This window comes from Vibrio sp. Of14-4 (assembly GCF_022347625.1).
Lineage (GTDB): Bacteria > Pseudomonadota > Gammaproteobacteria > Enterobacterales > Vibrionaceae > Vibrio > Vibrio pristinus.
Genome location: NZ_JAKRGI010000005.1, coordinates 1 through 21501 on the forward strand (window position 1 = coordinate 1; position 21501 = coordinate 21501).

3 protein-coding genes are annotated in these 21501 nt (G+C 43.0%); all 3 read right to left on the bottom strand.

The window, feature by feature from the left end; genetic code table 11:
* On the bottom strand, window positions 1–18207 hold an 18207-nt coding region (locus tag MHN79_RS06660), incomplete at its 3' end, for a non-ribosomal peptide synthase/polyketide synthase (RefSeq protein ID WP_239172218.1).
* 444 nt (window positions 18208–18651) lie between these two features.
* Window positions 18652–19413: a PhzF family phenazine biosynthesis protein gene (locus MHN79_RS06665; protein WP_239172219.1), complete on the bottom strand. Its 762-nt coding sequence runs from the start codon at window positions 19411–19413 to the stop codon at window positions 18652–18654.
* A gap of 258 nt (window positions 19414–19671) precedes the next feature.
* A complete protein-coding gene (locus MHN79_RS06670) occupies window positions 19672–21348 on the bottom strand; it encodes an amidohydrolase (RefSeq protein WP_239172220.1) in 1677 nt (558 codons plus the stop codon).
* Window positions 21349–21501: the final 153 nt, after the last annotated feature.

Sequence of the window (21501 nt, forward strand, 5' to 3'; positions counted from 1 at the left end):
ATCATCGCTGCCAACACCCCGAGATTGAAGCTCATGCGCTAACGCATTGGCTCGCTTATCCAACTCTCGATAGCTTAATGTGTCCCCATCAAACGTGGCCGCAGGCGCATCGGGTGTCAGCAAGGCTTGTGCTTCAAACAAGTCTGCAACTGACTTACCTCTTGGGTAATCTTGCTTGGTCTGGTTGTGCGCATAAAGCTCTGTCTCACGTGTATTTGAGTCAACCAATGGTACCGAGAACGCGCAGCGCTCTGGGTTTTCGGTCATGGCTTCGAGTAATAGCGTAAAACTGTTTGCCAAGTTCTCAATGCTGGCACGGTTAAACAGATCTGTGCTGTATTCCCAATGACAGTTGAAGCCTCCATCTTCGTCGACTAACAGATTTAAGCTGATGTCAAACTTGGCTGTATGGCTAGTCGTTTGGTTTTCTGTGAGGGTTAAGCCACCAAATACCTCACGCGAGCTGAGCCCTTGAGTATCAACATTGAGTAATATTTGGAATAAAGGATGGTGTCCCATATCTCGACTTGGGTTAAGCAAATCAACGATTTGCTCAAACGGTAATGACTGATGTTCATATGCCGCGAGAGCCGTTTCTCTTGAACGCTCAATGACTTCACTAAAGCTCGGATCACCAGACAAATCGGTACGTATGACCAAGCTGTTAACAAACAAGCCAACCACATTTTGTAGCTCAAGTTGTTCACGGTTCGCCACTGGCGTACCGATTACTATGTCCGTTTCACCACTATAGCGGCTTAACAATAAACTGAATGCGGCTTGCACTCCCATAAAGATACTGGCACCGCTATTTTGACATAGTTGCTTAAACTGACGACTCAGCTCAGCAGATAACTCATGACTGTATAAATCGCCTTGATAACTCTGCTCAATGGGTCTCTTTCTATCAAGAGGTACTGAGTGAACGTCAGGCAAATCTTGCAATTGGGTGCGCCAATAGCTGGTTTGTCTTTCCAGCTCTTCACCCTGCAACTGACTGTGTTGCCAAACAGTATAGTCGACATATTGTATGGTGAGAGGTGCAAGCTGTGGTGACTCATTGCGAGATAAAGCATCATAAATTGCAGTAAGTTCTCTCATGAGAAGTTCTGAAGACCAACCATCAGAGGCAATGTGATGCTGTGTTATCATCAAGGTCCAGTCATCTTCAGATAGTTTTACTAATTGAGCACGCAGCATAAGATCATTTTCCAGATCAAATACTCGTTCAGACTCTAGCTTAACCATCGTATTGAGCTTGGGATTCTGCTCAGTTGCAGGCAACATTGATAAGTCTGTTATAGGCAAAATGAAGTCTGTCGGTAGCGGTAAAATATGTTGGCAAAGCTGCTCATCATAGCTACGAACACAAGTACGAAGTGCTTCATGACGTTCAATGAGGTGCTGGAGTGACTGACGTATCAGTTCAGGGTCGACTAAGCCCTGTAATGCATATACTCCTGCCATATTATAGGTATGTCCACTTTCCAGCTGCTGCATAAACCACATACGTTTTTGCGCAAATGACAGCGGTATGGGTTGATCTCGGTCGATTTGGGAAATTGAATTCTTGCCTGCGAAAGATAAAGACTCAATCACAGCTGCCATTTCTGCAAGTGTCGGTGCAAGAAATACCTGCTTTACTGTCAATTCACGGCTAAAGTGTGCGCTGATTTTAGCGATCAAACGCACTGCAAGAAGTGAATGTCCACCAAGGCTAAAGAAGTTTGCTTCAACACTAATTGGTGATGAAACACCCAATACATTTTGCCAAATTTGCACCAATTGTGTTTCGACTGATGATCGTGGCGCTATGTATTCGGCTTGGGTTGTGTAATTGGGCTCTGGTAATGCTTTGCGATCTAATTTGCCGTTTGCATTGACTGGCATAGTCTGCAAAATAGCCCAAGCACTTGGGATCATAAAGCCGGGCAAAGTAAGCTGCAGAGCATGCTTTAACTCATTGACCAACAATGATTCGTCATCAGTGCCTGCTACTAGGTAAGCGACCAACTGTTTATCGCCATGTGTATCTTCCCTGACGATAACCGCTGCATCTAATACTCTATTATCTTCACGCAGCGCGGTTTCAATTTCTCCCAATTCAATTCTAAAACCACGCAGTTTTACCTGAGTATCAAACCTACCAAAAAATTCCAACTCACCATTTGCAAGCCAACGAACCTTATCCCCTGTACGGTATACTCGTGCCCCCTCTTGCGTGCTAAACGGGTCAGCAATGAATTTTTCTGCTGTCAGTTCTTCACGATTCAAGTAGCCACGCGCCACTGTCATCCCGCCAATCAATAACTCGCCAGGAACGCCTTCAGGTACGAGATTCATGTGCTCATCGACGACGTATACATCCGTGTCCATGATGGCAAAACCAATCGGTACACTGGTACTAATATCCTCATCGCCTAACCAATGCAGAGTCGAAGAAATCGTGGTTTCTGTAGGCCCATAGTTATTGATAAGCTGACAGACTTTTTGTGCAGGTCCAGTTTGCCAAGCTCTGGCAAAATCTGCATTAAGAACATCCCCACTCACGACCAATCTCGATAGAGATGTTTCGCTCCAGAAAACCTCGTCTTCCAATACAGGTTCTAAAAGAGCTTTAGCGTAGAGTGGAGGGAATTCCGTAATCGTGATTGGGTTTTCTCGGAGCCAATCAACGAACTCCGCAGAAGTCCATAAGGTTTCCGGACGAATATACAGAGTGGCACCACTCACCAAAGCTTCAAAAATTTGTTCAACAGACGCATCAAAGCCAATATTGGAAAACTGTAGAATATGGTCTTGATTGGTAATTCCATATTCAAGGCAGATGCTCTTGGTATGGCTGCTGAGTGCTTGATGCTCAATCATCACACCCTTAGGTTTACCTGTTGAGCCAGATGTGTAAATCACATAAGCAAGATGTGACAGCGTCACTTTAATTTCGTGCTTTGCCAGATTTTGTTCGCTGTATGCCGATAACATATCTTGAACTTCTTTGGTATCTAGCAGCATGGTGGGCACTTGTGAACCAAGCAATTTCTCTTTGTGCTCAGTTTCACTGATCACAAGCTTACATCGGCTGTCTTCCATCATGTAGCTAAGACGTTCGACTGGATAACTGACATCAAGCGGAACGTAAGCGCCACCCGCTTTGTGAATGGCAAGTATGGTAATGATCATCTCAGCAGAACGAGATAGACACATACCAACCAATACATCGGGCCCAACCCCCTGCTTAATGAGATAATGTGCAAGCTTATTGGCACGTTTGTTCATCTCATCATAGGTTATCGACTGACCGCAAAAGACTAAAGCCGTCGCTTCAGGGCTATGTTCAACTTGGCGTTCTATTTCTTGGAACAAACACTCAGTGATTGACCAAGTTTTCTTCGCTTGACCTTTCTCAAGTAAACGATGATGTTCTTTAGGGCTTACAAGAGACAGAGTTTCCATCGCTTGATTTGGCTTGGAGATAATATCTCCGACCAGTTGAATAAAGTTTTCCGATAACCTCTCAATCGTCTCCGGTTCATATAAATCAGTGCTGTATTCCCAGCCCAGATCAATTTGAGGACATCCGGTGGCATCGACACTTTCCACAACGTTTAGCGTAAGGTCGAATTTCGATGTCGTTGTTTCTACTTCTAAGGGTGAAAGCGTCAACCCACCCAAAGATTTCGTCTCCGAGCCCATAGTATCGACCACCAACATAATTTGGAACAAGGGATGGTGGCTCAGATCGCGATTGGGCTGCATTGCTTCAACCAACCGCTCAAATGGCAACTGCTGATGAGAGAGTGCATCAAATGTGTTATCGCGACAACTGGCTAACAATGCGTTAAATGTCTGTGTAGTATCTATTTCTGTTCTCAATACTAAAGTATTAACAAAGAAACCGATCAGAGACTCTACTTCCTTCTGTTCCCTGTTTGCGACTGGCGTGCCGAGAATAATATCTGTCTCACCACTATAGCGATTTAAAAGTAAGCTAAAGGCAGCTTGCATAGCCATGAACAAGCTACTTTCTTGCATCTTGAGGTAGGTTTGTAAAGACGCGCTAAGGTGACTTGGTAACGTCTGTTGATACAAGGCTCCCTGATAAGACTGAGTGTTCGGCCGAGGCTTATCAAGAGGCATACCGTGAACGTCAGGTAACCCTTCTAACCGTTGTCGCCAGTATGATAATTCATTATCTAACTGCTGACCTTGTAAAAAGTTAAGCTGCCATAATGCATAATCTGCGTACTGAATTGGCAGAGCTTCAAGTTTTTCTTGGTTTTCGCCAATGTGACTGCGGTATAAGACATCCAGCTCTCGTAATAGAATATCCAATGAAACTCCGTCACCAGCGATATGATGCAAGGTAACAAGTAATACCGAACGAACCTGTTGGTTTTGAGTAGTGAGCTTAATCAAGGTTGCCCGTATCATCAAATCTCGGCTTAAATCAAACGGCGTTGTTGCCTCTTCTCGCCTAACAACACCCAATTCAAGTTCCTGTTCCACAAAACTAAGATGCGAAAGATCCATTGATTTAAAAGGTACGACTAATGGCGATTGCGTAATACGCTGTTCAACTTCTCCCTGGATATTGACAATACGAGTACGTAAGCTTTCATGACGAGCAACCAAATCATTAAGCGCAGATTGCAATGCTTGAGAATCTAGCTCTCCATCTAGCTCAAGTGCCATCGGCATATTGTAGGTATCTTTTCGCTCTTCAAGTTGCTCTAGGAACCAAAGTCGTTGCTGAGAGTAAGAAAGAGGGATACGTTCTGGTCTCTCAGAAGACGTAATGCAACCATTCACGCCATCCTTTTCACTTGAATCAAGCAAGGTTGCCAATTGAGACAGAACAGGATGAGTAAAGATGCTACGGACGCTTAACGATACGTTAAAGTCTGCGCGGATTTCCGCAAGCAGTTTGATCGCCAATAATGAGTGGCCTCCTGAAGTAAAGAAGTTTGCGTTCTGCCCAACCTGACGCTCACTATGAAGAACTTTTTGCCATACATCAGCAAGCTTTATCTCAGTCGCTGTTTCTGGCGCTATGTATTCTTGCTCTATAACCATCTGCGGCTCAGGTAAAGCCTTACGATCAACCTTTCCATTCGGAGTCAGTGGCATCACATCCAGCATCATCCAAGCTGCTGGCAACATATGCTCAGGTAAATGACCAGAAACCCTCTGCTTAATATCAGCAACAACGGCATCAGAGTCTTTATCTTCATTAGGAATAACAAGGTAAGCGGCTAGGAATTTGTCACCTAACTTACTCTCCTTGGCAACCACGACACATTGTTCAACCTCAGGTTGCTGCCCTATGGCAGTCTCAATCTCACCAAGCTCAATTCTAAATCCACGTATTTTCACCTGATGATCAATACGGCCAAGGTATTCTATGTCACCCTCTGGTAGCCAACGTGCAAGGTCGCCCGTACGATAAAGACGTGCGTCATTGTCAGATTCAGCGTGAGGGTTAACAATAAAACGCTCTTGGGTAAGGTCATCACGATTGTAGTAACCACGAGCAACACCAACGCCCGCAATAAACAGCTCTCCAACAACACCAACTGGCACAGGGTTTAGCTGTTGGTCCAAGATATGGAGCTTAATATTGTCTATCGGTTTACCGATAGGCACTGAACGTCCATTAAAATCAGGTAAGCAGCGCCAAACACTAACATCAATTGCCGCCTCTGTTGGACCATACAGATTCTCAAGCCGAGCATGATGATTAGCTAAGAATCGATTCTGTACATCTACCGATAAAGCCTCACCGCTACAGACGACCAGACGCAAGCTTGGAGTCTGATTGGCGTAGCGACCATCAGCAATGAAACTGGCGAGCATAGGAGGAACAAAGTGCATGACACTAATTTTCTCCTTGTCGATTATCTCAAGTAGGTAGTCAACATCTTTGTGCCCCTCAGGGCGAGCCATAACAACAGTTGCCCCCGTGGTTAGCGTCCAGTAGTACTCCCACACTGAGACATCAAAACCAAACGGCGTTTTCTGTAAAACCTTATCTTCTAATGTCAATTGATAAGTATTTTGCATCCAGTTGAGGCGGTTCACCAATCCAGAATGTTGATTCATCACACCCTTAGGTTTACCTGTCGAACCTGATGTATAAATCACATAAACCAGGTTATTTGGTGATAGCTCATCTATTTGTGGGTTTGCTTGCCAATGAGAGTTCTGAGTCAACTCATCCCATAGAGCGGCATCATCCGCAACAATTAATCTATCAGCTTCAAGCTTTAATGATTGTTGAAGTGAGTGCGATGTAATCAACACACTAGCTTGACTGTTTTCGAGCATATAATTCAATCGCTCAACAGGATAGCTTGGATCTAAAGGCACATACGCACCTCCAGCCTTGCTTACCGCAAGAATAGCAATGACCATCTCAAGTGAGCGATTCATACAAATGCCGACCAAATTTTCTGGCTCTACACCTGCGTCCATTAGGTGGTGTGCAAGTAAATTAGCTCGCTGGTTGAGCTGCTTATAAGATAGCGACTCATCTTCAAAAATCAACGCAACCTGATCGGGAGTCTTTAATACTTGCTGCTCAAATAACTGATGAATACATTCCTGCTTAGGATATTCACACTCGGTTTTATTCCACTGTGTCATCAGATCTAGGGCTGGTTGATCCACCAAGGATAGTCCAAATACACTGGTATCTGGAGAGAACAAGATGCTATCGATTAAAAGCTCAAATTGCTTGGCCATTCGCTCGATAGTTTCAGGTTTAAACAAATCGGTATTGTATTCCCAAGCCAGTTCCAACCCTTCCCCACTTTCATTAACTACCAGCATAAGGTCAAATTGTGAGTGGCTTTCTACCAGTGGCAATGTCTCAGACTCTACTCCCGAAAGCTCAAGTTTGGCTTGCTCGGTATTGACTGACAACATGACTTGGAACAAGGGGTGATAACTTAAATCTCGGTCTGGCTGCAACGCCTCGACAACTTGCTCAAACGGAGCTCCTTGGTTTGCGTATGCCCCAACATTTATGAGTTTGCTTCGCTCGAGTAGTTCTACAAAGCTAGGGTCGTCATCGAGATCAAGCCTTAGTACTAGGGTATTGACCAAGAAGCCTATCATAGACTCTAGGCCCGCTTGATTCCTGTTGGCAACAGGTGTACCGACAAGGATATCCGTCTCATTGCTATAGCGCGACAGTAAAACAGAAAATGCGCTGTGAAGACCCATAAATAAGGTGGTATCGTTATCTCGACATAGCTTGATAAAGGCATTGCTGCGACTCTTATCAAGATGAGTAGAGTACCACTGCCCTTGATACTTCTGCTCAGCAGGACGAGCATAGTCAAGAGGCAAATTGTGCACGGCTGGCGCACCAGATAAGCGTTGTTTCCAGTAGGTTACTTGCTGGTTAAGAGAACGAATTACCTCTGGTTGATGTTGCCAGTTGGCATAATCAAGATACTGAATGCCCAAATCTTGGTGATCTTGCTTTCTACCCTGCAAAGCATCCTGGTAAAACGCTTTTAGCTCATTAAACAGAATTCCCAATGACCAACCATCTGATGCAATATGATGCATTGTAAGCAGCAAGATGTGTTCGTCTTGTGCGGCTTTAATTAAACAAGTGCGCAGCATTAGATCTGACGATAGGTTAAATGGTTTAACCGCTTCCTCACCCTGTAGGCGACTAACTTCTGCCAATTGATCTTCACCATCTAACTGGGACACATCAAACACTGGCATCTCCCAGCTTTCTGGTACAGGGTTTAGGCTAGTTTCCGGTGAGTCTGACCGATTGATAAAGCAGGTTCTCAAACTGTGGTGCCTAGAAATCACATCAATAAATGCCGAGCATAACGAGTCGACACGAAGCGTACCATTTAGCTTAATCGCCATCGGCATATTGTAATGACTGCTGCCTTGTTCCATTTGGTCAATAAACCAAAGCCTTTGCTGGGCAAATGACAGTTTAGGCTGGTTAGAATCATGGTTATGAGTGATAGCAGGAAGCCCAGCTAGATTTGTCCCAATCATCGCCCGAAGAGCCTCGGCTTGATTAGTAAGAATAGGATTATCGAACACTAAAGTGATGTTAACATCGGTAGCATAAGTTTGGTTTATCTTGGCTACCAATTGCATCGCCAGCAAAGAGTGCCCGCCTGAAGCAAAGAAGCTGGCATAACGATTACTGATCTCATGGCCTAGAACCTCACTCCAAAGTTTGGCAAGCTGCACTTCAGCATTATTGCTCAGTGGTTCAAAACGCTCATCATCTAAGTATGCTTGAGGCTCAGGAAGAGATTTAGTATCAAGCTTACCATTGGCGTTTAATGGCAAGCTATCCATAACCACAATCGCTGAAGGAAGCATGTACTGAGCAAGCTGATGTTTAAGCTGAGATTGAATATCAGCAATGCTTTGTTCCGTGTTTTCTCGTGATTTATCATCCAGTACTAAGTAAGCAACAAGCTTTCGATCGCCATGATCATTTCTAACCATAACGTGACACCCAGTCACTCCTTGTATGTGGTTAATTGTGGACGCAATTTCTCCCAGCTCAATCCTAAATCCACGTAACTTAACTTGATTATCAGCACGACTGACGTAAACAATTTGATTTTGCCTATTGCGATAAACAAGATCGCCAGTTTTGTAAAGTTTGCGGCGACAACCTTCAAGATGAATAAAGCTCGAATCAGTCAAGTCAGGTCTGCGCCAATACCCTCGTGCTAGACCTGGTCCGCCGAGATACAGTTCACCGATCACGCCTTGAGGAAGAGGCTGTAAACATGGGTCCATTACAAATGCATCAGCGTGTGGTAAAGGTTGGCCAATTGGGCATACATCACTGATATCTTGCATGTCATACCATGCACTGAAGGTGGTATTTTCAGTTGGTCCGTAACCATTCCATAAATGCTTAGGTTTGCCACCAGCCGTTATCACTTTATTGATATGAGACGGAGAAATCGCTTCTCCTCCAACCAGCAAATGTTCAAAAGAAGCGAACACCATTGGCTTTTGTTCCGCCATAATATTAAACAGTGAGGTAGTGACGAACATATTGTTAATCTTGGTCTGTTCGATATGTTGTTGGAATTCATCCGGTGATAAAAACGTTTCTTTTGGCACATAAACCAAACTAGCTCCATTGAGCAAAGCGCCCCAGATTTCATACGTTGCGGCATCAAATGAGTGGTTCGAGGCCTGACCAAAGATCTGAGTCGGTTCAATCTTTGTGTAGGGGTTGTTGTGTACTAAATGAGTGATACTTCCCTGCTCTACAGCCACACCTTTAGGCTTACCTGTCGAGCCTGACGTATAAATAATATAGGCCAGAGCATTTATATCCGAACACCAGTTTTGGTCAGCAACGGCCGACTCAATCTCTTCCATCGTGGTTGGATCGGACAAATCAATCAGGCGCTCATTTTGAGTTTGAATCACGGCAGCAAGCTCGCCATGGGTCAATATAGCTTTAGCTTGACAGTCTTCCATGATCACCGCTAGTCGAGCGTGACCTTGCTCAGGGTCAAGAGGTACGTAAGCACAACCTGCCTTGATGATGGCAAGCATGGAAACAATCAGATCAATCGAGCGATTTAAGTAAAGGCCAACCCTATCTCCTTCCGATACTCCTCCATTTAATAAGTACGCAGCAAGATTATCAGAGCGTTGATCAAGCTCCTGATATGTCATTTCTTGATTACCATAAACCACTGCGACTTTATCAGCATGGCATGCTACACTTTGAGCAAAAAGTTCTGTCATTGATGGTAACTTGGGATCAGCTTGAGTCGATAGGTTGACCTGATCCGACAGCGCAATACCTCTAACATCTTGGGTAGTAAGATCAATAAGTGATGAAACGATATGCTCTAGCTGCCCCAGCATGCCTGCTACAATAGCGTCAGAGAAAATAGCTTGATCAAATAAAAGCTTCAGCTCTACAGAATCTCCCGGAATTATCACAATCGACAACGGGAAGTTGGTCTGTTCAATTGCCGTCAAACCACGTATATCAAGTTGGTGACTTGCCTCGGAAGATAGCTCCCTAGTATCGAAAGGATAGTTTTCAAACACCATGATTGAGTCAAATAGCGAGCCATCCATTTCAATATCAGAATTAGCTTGGATATCGGTTAAAGACACATGAGAATATTGATCATGATCAAGCTGAGATTGATGAACTCGTTGAACAAAATCAATCGATGTTTCTACCCCGTCCAAAAATTGAACCCTAGTCGGCAGAGTATTAATAAACAGCCCGACCATATCCTCAACACCGTACAAGGATTCAGGACGACCAGAGCGAGTGGTACCAAATACAATATCGTTAGATCGGCAGTAACGACTTAACACCATAGCCCATGCAGACTGAAATAACGCGCTTGTCGTTACATTCATATCGCGCGCGCCTTGGTAGACCTTTTCGGTTAATGCCTGGCTAAGGTGTAATTTTATCTCGCCGACACCCTGTGTATCCGCTTCTTGTTCTTGAATCACTGAATCGCTGATAAGCGTAGGCGCTGAAAAACCAGCTAGATAATGCTGCCAATAACTTTCACAGGCTTTAGTATCCTGAAGAGAAAGCCAATGAATATAGTTCTTATAGGCCGCGGGGGTTGGTAGTGCCGCTTCCACGCCACTTGATAGGGATTCGTATAATGCGGCTAGTTCTTTAAGAAGAATTGGCAAACACCAACCATCAACCAAGGCATGATGATGGGTCCACACCAACTTGTAAGACTCTCGTTCAACATTGACCAATACCAATCGCATAAGTGGGGCATGTTCAATATCAAGCGGCTGCTGTTTTTCACTACGAAGTAGGCTTTCCAGCGCCTCATTTTGGTTAGCGCCAATAGACTCCTCTCTCCATGGCACTTGAACGTGTGTAGAAACAAGCTGCAAAGGTTTATCCAAACCCGTATGAACGAAGGCTGTTCTCAAAACATCATGGCGATTTATCAAAGCTTGCCAAGCCTGTTTCAAAGTAGTGGAACAAACCGGCCCTAAATCTAATACCATTTGAGTAACATACAAGCCCGATCCCTGTGACATTTGAGAATGGAACAGCATGCCTGCTTGCATTGACGTCGCCGAATACAAGTCAGCGATCTGATAGCTTTTCTCTAACTTTTCGAGCTGGTGAGCCCCAATGTTAGCGAGAGGGAAATCACTAGGGGTAAATTGTTTCTTAGACGAATGACAATGACTGATGATGTCATAAAGATGTTGATTGAAGCGATCTAAAAGCCCTTGTATCGTGCTTTGACTGAACTGGTTCCGATTGAATTCAAAACAGACATTCAATTGTTCGTTTTGTATTATGGTTTCAACACTCAAGGTGGCGAATCGACTACGCTCTTGGCTTATACACAAAACATCATCGGCAAAGGTGACGTCAGAAATAAGGCCATTAGCCGTCATGTCTATCGAGTCAAACTTACCCAAATAGTTAAATAAAACATCGATAGACTTGGATTGGTTGAGGGTTTCATCTTGGCAAAGATGCTTTAAAACACCGTAGCCTAAACCTTTGTTTGGAATCGCTCTAAGTTGCTCTTTGATCGACTTTATTTGCGAGCCGAGCTCAGAGTCATGTAAAGAAAGTAAAGCAGGATATGTGGTCGTGAACCAACCCACAGTTTGGTTGAGATCAAAAGAGTCATCCAATACTTCACGGCCATGACCTTCAAGTTCGACACAAATTTGGCTCGATTGCTGCCACTCGGTCAGAGTTCGAGTTAATGCCAGCAGCAATAAGTCATTCACTTGAGTGTTGTAACACTGGTTTGCTTTACCAATCAGGGTTTGGGTCATTTCTTCATTGACCGTCAGCGATACTCTTTTGCTTTCATGCCATGAATTGCAATCTTGCTGTGGTAAGTGATTCTCAACTCTAAGCGGCGCCACATCGCTCTTCACCACTTGATGCCAGTATGAGGCTTCTTTCGCCAGTATCTCACTGTGTGAGTAGGTTTCAAGCCATTGACCCCAAGTCTGATAGCTGTTCGACTTAATACCTAAATCAATCGGTTTTTCAGACTCAAGCTGTGAGAGTGCTAGTTCAAGATCAGAGAGCAAAATACGCCATGAGACACCATCGACAATCAAATGATGTATGATCCATGAGACTTTGTAGCCCTGCTCTTCTTGATTTAAAACAACGCATCGAGCTAAGTCAGGCTGAGACAAATCAAATTCGGTGTGCGCTGCTTTGATTGCAGTATCAAAAGCCTCTTGAGTATCGCATACACAAAGGTTGACCTGCTGCTGTTCTCGTGGCTGATAAGCCGCGCTGGAATCAGCTATAAAAGATAACCTGAAGACATCATGGTGCTGATAAACAGCATTTAACGCCTCCCTAAGCTTAACTATGCTCACTTGTTTTGAAAGCGAAAAATCGACCGCTTGATTAAAGTGATGCTGATCGACAGGATCGCCAGACAGTAACCAACGTTGAATTGGGAGCATAATTTGCCCTCCCTCCACCGCTGCAAACTTTATCTCGGTTGAGTCAACTTGTTCGACATGCGGCGCAAGTTTAGCAATAGTTTGATGCTGGAATATTTGTTTGGTTGAGAGGGACAATCCCGCCTTGAGCGCTCGAGAAGCGACTTGTATTGCTAAAATGGAATCACCACCAATAGAAAAGAAGTTATCCAGCACACCAACAGACTCTAGGCCAAGTACCTGTTGCCAGATTTCACACAGTTGCTGCTCAGTTTGAGTCTCAGGTGCATGGTAGTTTGACCTTGACTGATAAACAGGTTTGGGTAGTGCTCTACGATCAATTTTACCATTAGACGTCAAAGGCAGGCGTGTCATAGCCACTAACACACTTGGGAGCATGTAGTCAGGCAGTGAGGATTGTAATGCCTCTCTTATTTGAGCTTCGTCCAATTGATGTTCAGATTGAGATGAATAATAAGCAACTAAACGTTTTTCTCCACTACTTTCTTCTGTCACGCACGCAAACGCTTCCCGAATATTAGGAAGCTCAAGCAACGCGCTTTCTACTTCTCCCAGTTCAATCCTAAAGCCGCGCACTTTTACTTGATGGTCTATTCGAGTGATAAACTCTATATTTCCATCTGTTCTCCTACGAACTAAGTCGCCGCTTCGGTAAAGCTTACGATTGGTATCAAATGGGTGCGAAACAAACTTTTCTTGCGTTAAAGCAGGTTGATGCAAGTACCCAATCGCAAGGCCTTCCCCACCGATATAGAGCTCGCCAGCAACACCGATTGGCACTGGTTGCATGAATTCATCTAACACCAATACTTCAGCGCCAGGAATAACTTGGCCGATATGGATGGTATCTTCATCTGGACTTAGTTGACCTAAAGTCGCACAGATAGTGCTCTCGGTTGGGCCATACGCGTTAATGAACTTACGGTTCTCCCCCCAGACTGAGACCAAGTCCGGCGCACATGAATCCCCTGCGACAACCAAGGTTTTAACGCTACGCCATTTCTCTACCTCCAAAGCGGGGAGCAGAGCTGGTGGCAAAGTAGCATGAGTAATGTTTGCTTTTGCCACGGCGTCGGACAACGCATGACCAGACTTGATGCATTCCTCATCGTAGATAAACAGTTGCGCACCAGAGCACAGCGTCATCACCCACTCCCATGTGGCCGCATCAAAACTAATAGATGCGAACTGAAGTACTCGACTATCACTACCGACATCAAGTAAAGACTGCTGAGCTTGAGCAAGATTGACTAAGCCATGGTGTGATAAAAGTACTCCTTTAGGCTTACCAGTCGAACCCGATGTATAGATGGTATAAGCAGGCGTGCTAGCATCAACATGACCCAAGAAGTCTGGATTTTCTGTTGGCTCTTGCAGCCAAGCATTTTGCGTTTCAGGAGAGTCAAGAACCAAACGGTCAATCTCTGAATCTTCAAGACAGCTTGAGACACTTTGTTCGGTCACAACCATCTTTAACTGACTGTCTGAGATCATATGCTGCAAGCGCTTAACCGGATAATTCGGATCCAGTGGCAGGTACACCCCGCCCGCTTTTAATATTGCAAGTAAAGAAACAAATAGAGTCTCAGAGCGCTCGATACAGACACCGACAATGTCTCCGCACTTAACCCCCTGCTTAGCTAGCAAGTAGGCGAGCTGATTCGCACGAGTATTGAGCTGCTCATATGTCATAGTGTTAGAGCGCTCGTTTCCTTGATAAGACAAAGCCATGGCCTGTGGATTATCTGCAACTTGCTGTTCAAACATATGATGAATACACCAAGCTTTGCTTTCCTGCCTTGCTCCCATTGCCCAATCATGAGTCAAAAGCTGTGTTTCACTGCCGCTAAGCATTGAACAGCTTAATACTTTGACTTCTGGGTCAACTATCACTGCATCAATCAAAGCGACTAAGTGAGAAGCCAGACGTTGAATGGATTCGGCAAGGAATAGATCCGAACTGTATTCCCAATCAAGAACCAATTCATCACCTAACTCCACAGCATTAATGGTCAAGTCAAATTTAGCTTTTACATTGCTAGGTTGCACGGGTGTAACCGTCAAGCCATTCAAATCGTAATTAGGCTGTTCATTGTTCTGTAGCACCAACATAATTTGAAACAATGGATGATGACTAAGAGAACGATTGGGAGCTAGCTCTTCAACAAGGCGCTCAAAAGGCATATTTTGATTGCTCAGTGCCTCTAGAGACCTTGTTTTACACTGAACTATCAACTCATTAAACGATGGATTGTCTGATAAGTCCGTTCGACAAATCAGCGTGTTAACGAAAAAGCCTATCAAAGCGGACAATTCGGCTTGCTCACGATTGGCACTCACCGTACCTAGAACTATGTCCTTTTCTTGGCTATAACGGCTGATCAATGCAGATACAAGCGCTTGCAGCCCCATAAACAGAGTGGCACCCTGCTGCTGACAGACATCCTTAAATTGAGATAGTTTGTTAGGGTCAAGAGTGACACCATAACGTGCACCTGCGAAACTAGACTCTGTGGGTCTTGTAAAGTCCAATGGTAAACTGTGGATTTCTGGTAGGCTGACGAGCCTATTTTTCCAATATGACAATTGAGCATCCAAGTTGCTTTGCTGCTGGGCACGTTGCCATGTTGCAAAGTCGGTATATTGAATCGCTAATTCATCCAGAGGCACTAGTTCATCTGATTGTGCTGCCAAATAAAAATGGCGTAGCTCTTGTTCAAAAACGCTGAGTGACCAACCATCAGCAGCAATATGATGAAATACAATAACTAGCTGATAATCATTGTCATCAAGTTCAACTACGCAAGCCCGAAGCATGAGATCTTTAGCAAGGTTAAAGTCACGATCAATCAACTCATTTTGCACATCTTCTATAGCCGCTTTCTTATCTGTGTCTGCTAGTCCTTTGAGGCAGACTTTCTCTAGCTCAAACTCCCCGATCGAATTGAGAACAATTTGCTGAGCCGCATCAGTATCATCAAGCCGATACACAGTACGCAGCACTTGGTGCCGGTTAACGATTTGCGTAATCGCATTAGCCAAAGCAGCATAATTTAAGTCACCTTTTAGGTTCAATATAAAGGGGATATTGTATTGAGCACTGCCTTGCAGCTGATCAAGAACCCACATCTGTTGCTGGGAAAAAGACAAAGGCGCAAAATCAGTATTGTTACGCTGCGGTATAAACTCAGTTTGAGTACCGACGGCTTTATCAACTAACGCGGCGAATTCACATAAACTAGAAGCAGCGAAAACCTGAGCAATACCAATACTGATTGCTCTTTCTACTCGAACTTGAGACAACATCTTCATCGCAAGTAATGAGTGACCGCCAAGAGTAAAGAAGTTTGCATTTCGACCAACAGGTTTAGGAAGTTGGAGTAAATGTTGCCATAAGTGAGCTAGCCACTTTTCGGTTTCCGTTTCTGGAGCAACATATGTCTCTTGGGCAGGCATAGCCGGTTCTGGTAATGCTTTACGATCTACCTTACCGTTTGGCGTAAGCGGCAATTCATCTAAACGTACCCATGCTGTTGGGATCATATGCTGAGGCAGTGTTTTTTCTAATTGCTCCGCAATGGCTGTAAACCAAAGATTTTGATCCTCTATTTCTGACGCAGAAACAAGATAAGCAACCAGTTGTTTCTCCCCTAAACGATTGTAATAAGCAACTACGACATTCTGGCTTACCGATTCAATCGCACCAATAGAAGTTTCAATCTCACCTAATTCGATACGAAATCCGCGGATTTTAACCTGATGATCGATACGACCTAAGTATTCAATCTCACCTTGGGGTAACCAACGAGCCAAATCTCCCGTTCGATACATGATTGCATCCGTGTCATCTTGTTGATGCGGATTGGCAAGAAAACTTTCTTTAGTTAGATCTTCCCGGTTGTAGTAGCCTCGCGTGACACCAACACCTGTAATATATAGCTCACCAACGACACCAATTGGTACCGGGTTAGAATCGCTATCTAATACATGCAATTTAATATTGTCGATTGGCTTACCAATAGGGACAGAATTCCCCTCAAAATCTGGCGTACAAAAATGATAACTGACTTCGATAGAAGCTTCTGTTGGACCATAAAGGTTAAGAAGTTGAGCTTGATGTCCAGCAAGAAAGCGGTTTTGCACATCTACGGGTAACGCCTCTCCACTACATGCCACGAGACGCAAGCTGGGGGCTTGGGTCTCAAAACGCCCGTCTGCAATAAAGCTTGCCAGCATAGGGGGTACAAAATGTATCACCGTGATTTGCGCCTCATTGATGACCTCAAAGAGGTAGTCCACATCTTTGTGGCCGTCAGGTCTGGCCATGACCAAAGTCGCCCCTGTGGTCAAAGGCCAGTAGTATTCCCACACTGAAACGTCAAAACCGAAGGGCGTTTTCTGCAACACATTATCGTCAGCAGAAATTGGATATGCTTTACTTCCCCACAAAATCCGATTAACCAAACCAGTATGCTCATTCATGACACCTTTAGGCTTACCTGTCGAGCCTGATGTATAAATGGCATAAACCAGATTGCTTGCCGACAAACCATCAACATCGGGGTTTCTGTCAAACTTCGTAGTGTTTTCGAGGCATTTCCAGAACTCAGCACTGTCAACAAGTACATTATGCGTAACTAGGAGATCATGCTTTGAGCTCAGTTCCTTGTCTGTTATTAATACTTGAGATTGACTGTTTTCAAGCATATAGCTTAGTCGCTCACTAGGATAGCTTGGGTCAAGAGGCACATATGCCCCGCCAGCTTTATTGACCGCCAGTATTGCAACCATCATGTCGATCGAACGTGGCAAACAAATTCCTACTAATTGCTCAGGTCCCACACCCAATTCAATTAGATGATGAGCTAACAGGTTGGCACGAACATTCAGTTGTTCATAGGTCAGAGCTTCATTGTCATAACGAATGGCAATATAGTCTGGCGTCTTCTCTACCTGCCTCTCAAACAAGGAATGGATACAAATATCCCTGGGGAAGTCTGTTTGCGTCTGATTCCACTGAGTCAAGACTTTTTGTCTATCCTTTTCATTTAACAAAGGTAGCGCTGAAATACATTGTTTAGGGTTCGCTGTAATGGCTTTTAGTAGAGCATTAAGTTGTTGGTTTAATGAAACCATCGACTTTTGACTAAAAATAGAACTATTGTAAGACCAAATTAAATCCAGACCGTTTTCTAAACGGTTGGCAGCAAGGTGCAACTCCTGAGGTTGGTGGACTAAAAATGACCTATCGGCATGATATGAAAAACCTATCTGCAAAGAGAATACGGACTCTTTTTCCAACTCACCAGACTTAAGATCTTGCTCAGTTTGCCTTAAAACTTGTTCAAAACTGCGATTGTCAGAAAAATCAATGCAAATGGGAGTAAACTGTGTCGATTCAATCCGCTCTATACCCTCGACGCTGCCAGATGCTGCTATTCGCACTTCGGTGTCATTACTATTTCGGTGAACAAGGCTTGCAAATGCAGCGAGTAAGATTGTCCGTTGGCTTGTACACGAGGTGGCGGATAGTCTATCAAGTTCCAAGACAACCTCATCAGACAAGATACTAGAGTATTCTTCTCTCATTTCTTGGCTATAAGCTTTGCGAGAAAAATCAGTTGGTAAATTATGCAGTACTTCTTTTCTATCGAGTTTATCTGCTGATTTTTCAAAGAAATCATTAGTGTTAGAATTAATATTATTTGAGTGCAAAGTCTTATTATCCAAAGTATTTCTCCTGAAGGTAATCAATGCCTCGCTCGCATAAACAAAGACAGAATTTACCTAACAATTAAATCAATTATCTTCCTTAAATATCTGTTGATAATACTTTTTATAAATAGAGTTTTAAACTTTATAAATGGCATGAATGACATATAATTGTAACAAATTGAAAACATAATTGTTACTTAGAGATACTAAATAAACTGGGAAAATAATGGGTAATATTAATATTTAATAAAATGAATTTATATTTTATTTTTGACCATATATATTCAAAATAATTTGAATATATATTCTATAAAGAAAAATAATTAATCAAAGAATTAGGTTTATTTTTAGGATAAAATATTATGCAGAGGTAGATTGATGAAGTTACATAGAATCTGATTGGATATATACAAATAAAAATTAAACTTTACTCAAGATGGATAATCTAAAAGTAATAAATCATTGAAAGTTTACTTTGGCTAATAACTTAATACTATGCTCCGATAACTTCTCTACTTCAAAATAGCCACCAGCTTGAGATAACTGATTAACTTGAAGCCTTTCTCTACCAAGCCTAGCAAACCAATACGGAGCAAGTGAACATTGAGCAGAGCCTGTCGCTATGTCTTCATCAATACCAATTTTGGGGGCAAAATACCTGAGTACATAGCCACTATCACCATCTTGAGCTGTCACTATTAATGCATGATGATCCTTCATTCGAGCAACTTTCTCATAGTCTGGTTTAAAGTTCTTTACCGATTCAATAGAAGATAAAACAACCACTAAGTCTCGAGTCGAAAAGATATCTGTAGATACCGATATAGACTCAGTTGCTTCCTCGTACTTCGCTGGAAAAGTAGCAGGCCAACTTGGTAACACAATATTGTAGCCATCATTTACTTTAGCAATGGAAACTTCCCCATACTGACTTTGAAAACTAATTTCCTGCATTGAGTAACGAGCGAGCATGACAGCACCAGCGGCCAAACTACCATGGCCACAAAGGTTAATCTCCCCTGACAGAGAGAACCATCTAATATAATAAGTATCGAGATCATTTACAACGAAAGCAGTAATAGGTTGCTTAAGCGTTTGAGTGATGTTTAATAATTCGTTATCACTTATCCATGCATCAAGCTCAACGACCGCGGCAGGATTTCCAGACGCAGAATTACTGACAAATACATCACATATTACTGGTTTGATAATACACTCCATTTAGTAACAATAAATAACTTAAGTTTTATATAACGCAAAATTAACTTAACATTATTATAATTGCAATAGATATATCAATATGATTTAGCTTTTCATTTTATTTTTTATAATAAAAAATTAATTTTCATTATAAAAAATCGGAGGATTTTAAAAAATGTTAAATACTAAATGGTGACAAAAAGATCAATTAATAAGATTATTTAAACTATTCAAATTATTCACTATGTAAAATAATTTATATGGAGTAGTAGAGTGATTTCAGTCAGGCACATCAATATCAAAAACGATACGACCAGCAACTAACGTCATCCAAACCTCTGTTTGAGCTACACTCTTTATCTCACTTTGGGTAATATCATGGGACAAGACTACGAAATCTGCTGCCTTTCCAACCTCAATTGAGCCAGTCAAATCACTAATACCAAGGCTCTTGGCTGCATTGATGGTATAACTGTCTATTGCATCTTCAACTGTAGGCAAACCAGTGCTTTCCATCAACAGGCTATTTTCAATACCAACAAGGGGATTAATATCATGGACATTCCAATCACTGCTTAAAGACACGTTAACTCCTGCGTTAAAGAACGATCTCAAGTTCATCATTGCGCGTGCTCGTTTTGCTCCCACGAAAGCTTCAGCCCACTTGTGGTCATTGTAAGCAATATAATCTGACCCAACTTGAAAATCAGCCGTGACTTTTAGCTCTGAAAAACGCTTAATGTCTCTGTAATTAACCATCTCAACGTGAGTCAAAGTGTAGTTGTTTTGGCTTCCTTGAGCGCGCAAAATTTCAATGGCGTCAAGTGACTCTCGAATAGCGCCATCTCCGATCGCATGAATATGAGCACCATATCCTATCTTATCAAGAGCTTTGAGCCATTGCTTCATCAATTCAGGTTCAATGTAATTAATGCCGCGAGGGTGTGATAAAAGATAAGTTTTCTGGTAAGGCTGGAGAAGCTTTGCTGTCCCGTTAATCAATATGCCATCGCTGTATATTTTAACTTGATCAGACCAAAGTAATTTTGTTCGATCAGTAGAGATTATCTGTTTCAGAAACGATAATTGCGGCTTCATTGGATGTTCTGGATAAATCCATGGTCGAAGCGACACTCTTGCCGTCAAATCCCCATTGCGCTCTGCCTCTTTCCATATTTCATACCAGCCACGCCGCCAATAAAGGCGACCGTCTCCAATGGTTGTGATACCATGACGGCGCGCTTCGAGCAAACCTGTCATTAAACCTTGATAGCTTTTGTCGAACTGTTCCTCAATACTATTCCAAGCCAGTTCCATCACAATATCACCCGCATTATCAAGCAATATGCCATTCAAACTACCTGTCTTGGCATTTCTGAGAAGTTTCCCACCTACAGGGTCAGGAGTTCTATCATTTATACCCGCCAAACCGAGCGCTACTGTATTTACCCACATCGAGTGTGAGGTTTGCTCCATTATAACAACAGGGACATCTGGAAAAATTGAATCAATCACTTCAAGAGGCGTACGTTCATTCTCCTCCGATAACAATAAATCAATGGAAAAACCGTAGCCAATTAACCAGTTTTTTCCCGCCATCAATTGCCTGCAAAGCTTCAAGTTTGGCACTTGTTGTTCGAGGTTTGCATATCTATCTAGCTCACAGTCTCCCCCTATCGGCGAGGCGGCCTCAAATACGTGATTATGGTTATCAATAAAACCAGGCATAATGAAACCGTCATCAAGGTCAACCAGCTGGGTAGATGCCTTTATTAGATAGTTCAGCTCCTCACGCTTACCTATAGCAAGAATACTTCCCCTACTGACTGCGATAGAGTCAGCCGTTGGGTGCTTGTGTACCTTTGCATTAGTTAATAGAATATCAGCAATTTCTGATGCTTGACTACTAAGAGTAAAACAGAGACTGACTAAAGCAATAGCAATGTGTTTACCCATGTTTCTTAGTACCTTAGTGTGATCGAACATGAAAAAGCGAATCCTCTTTTTAGTCTGGTGGGTTTGCTCAACCAATTCAATCATAACGTACACAAACAATTATCTTAGGCAACGACAGCCAAAAATAGGCACAAGTTATTCTATAGTTAAGTA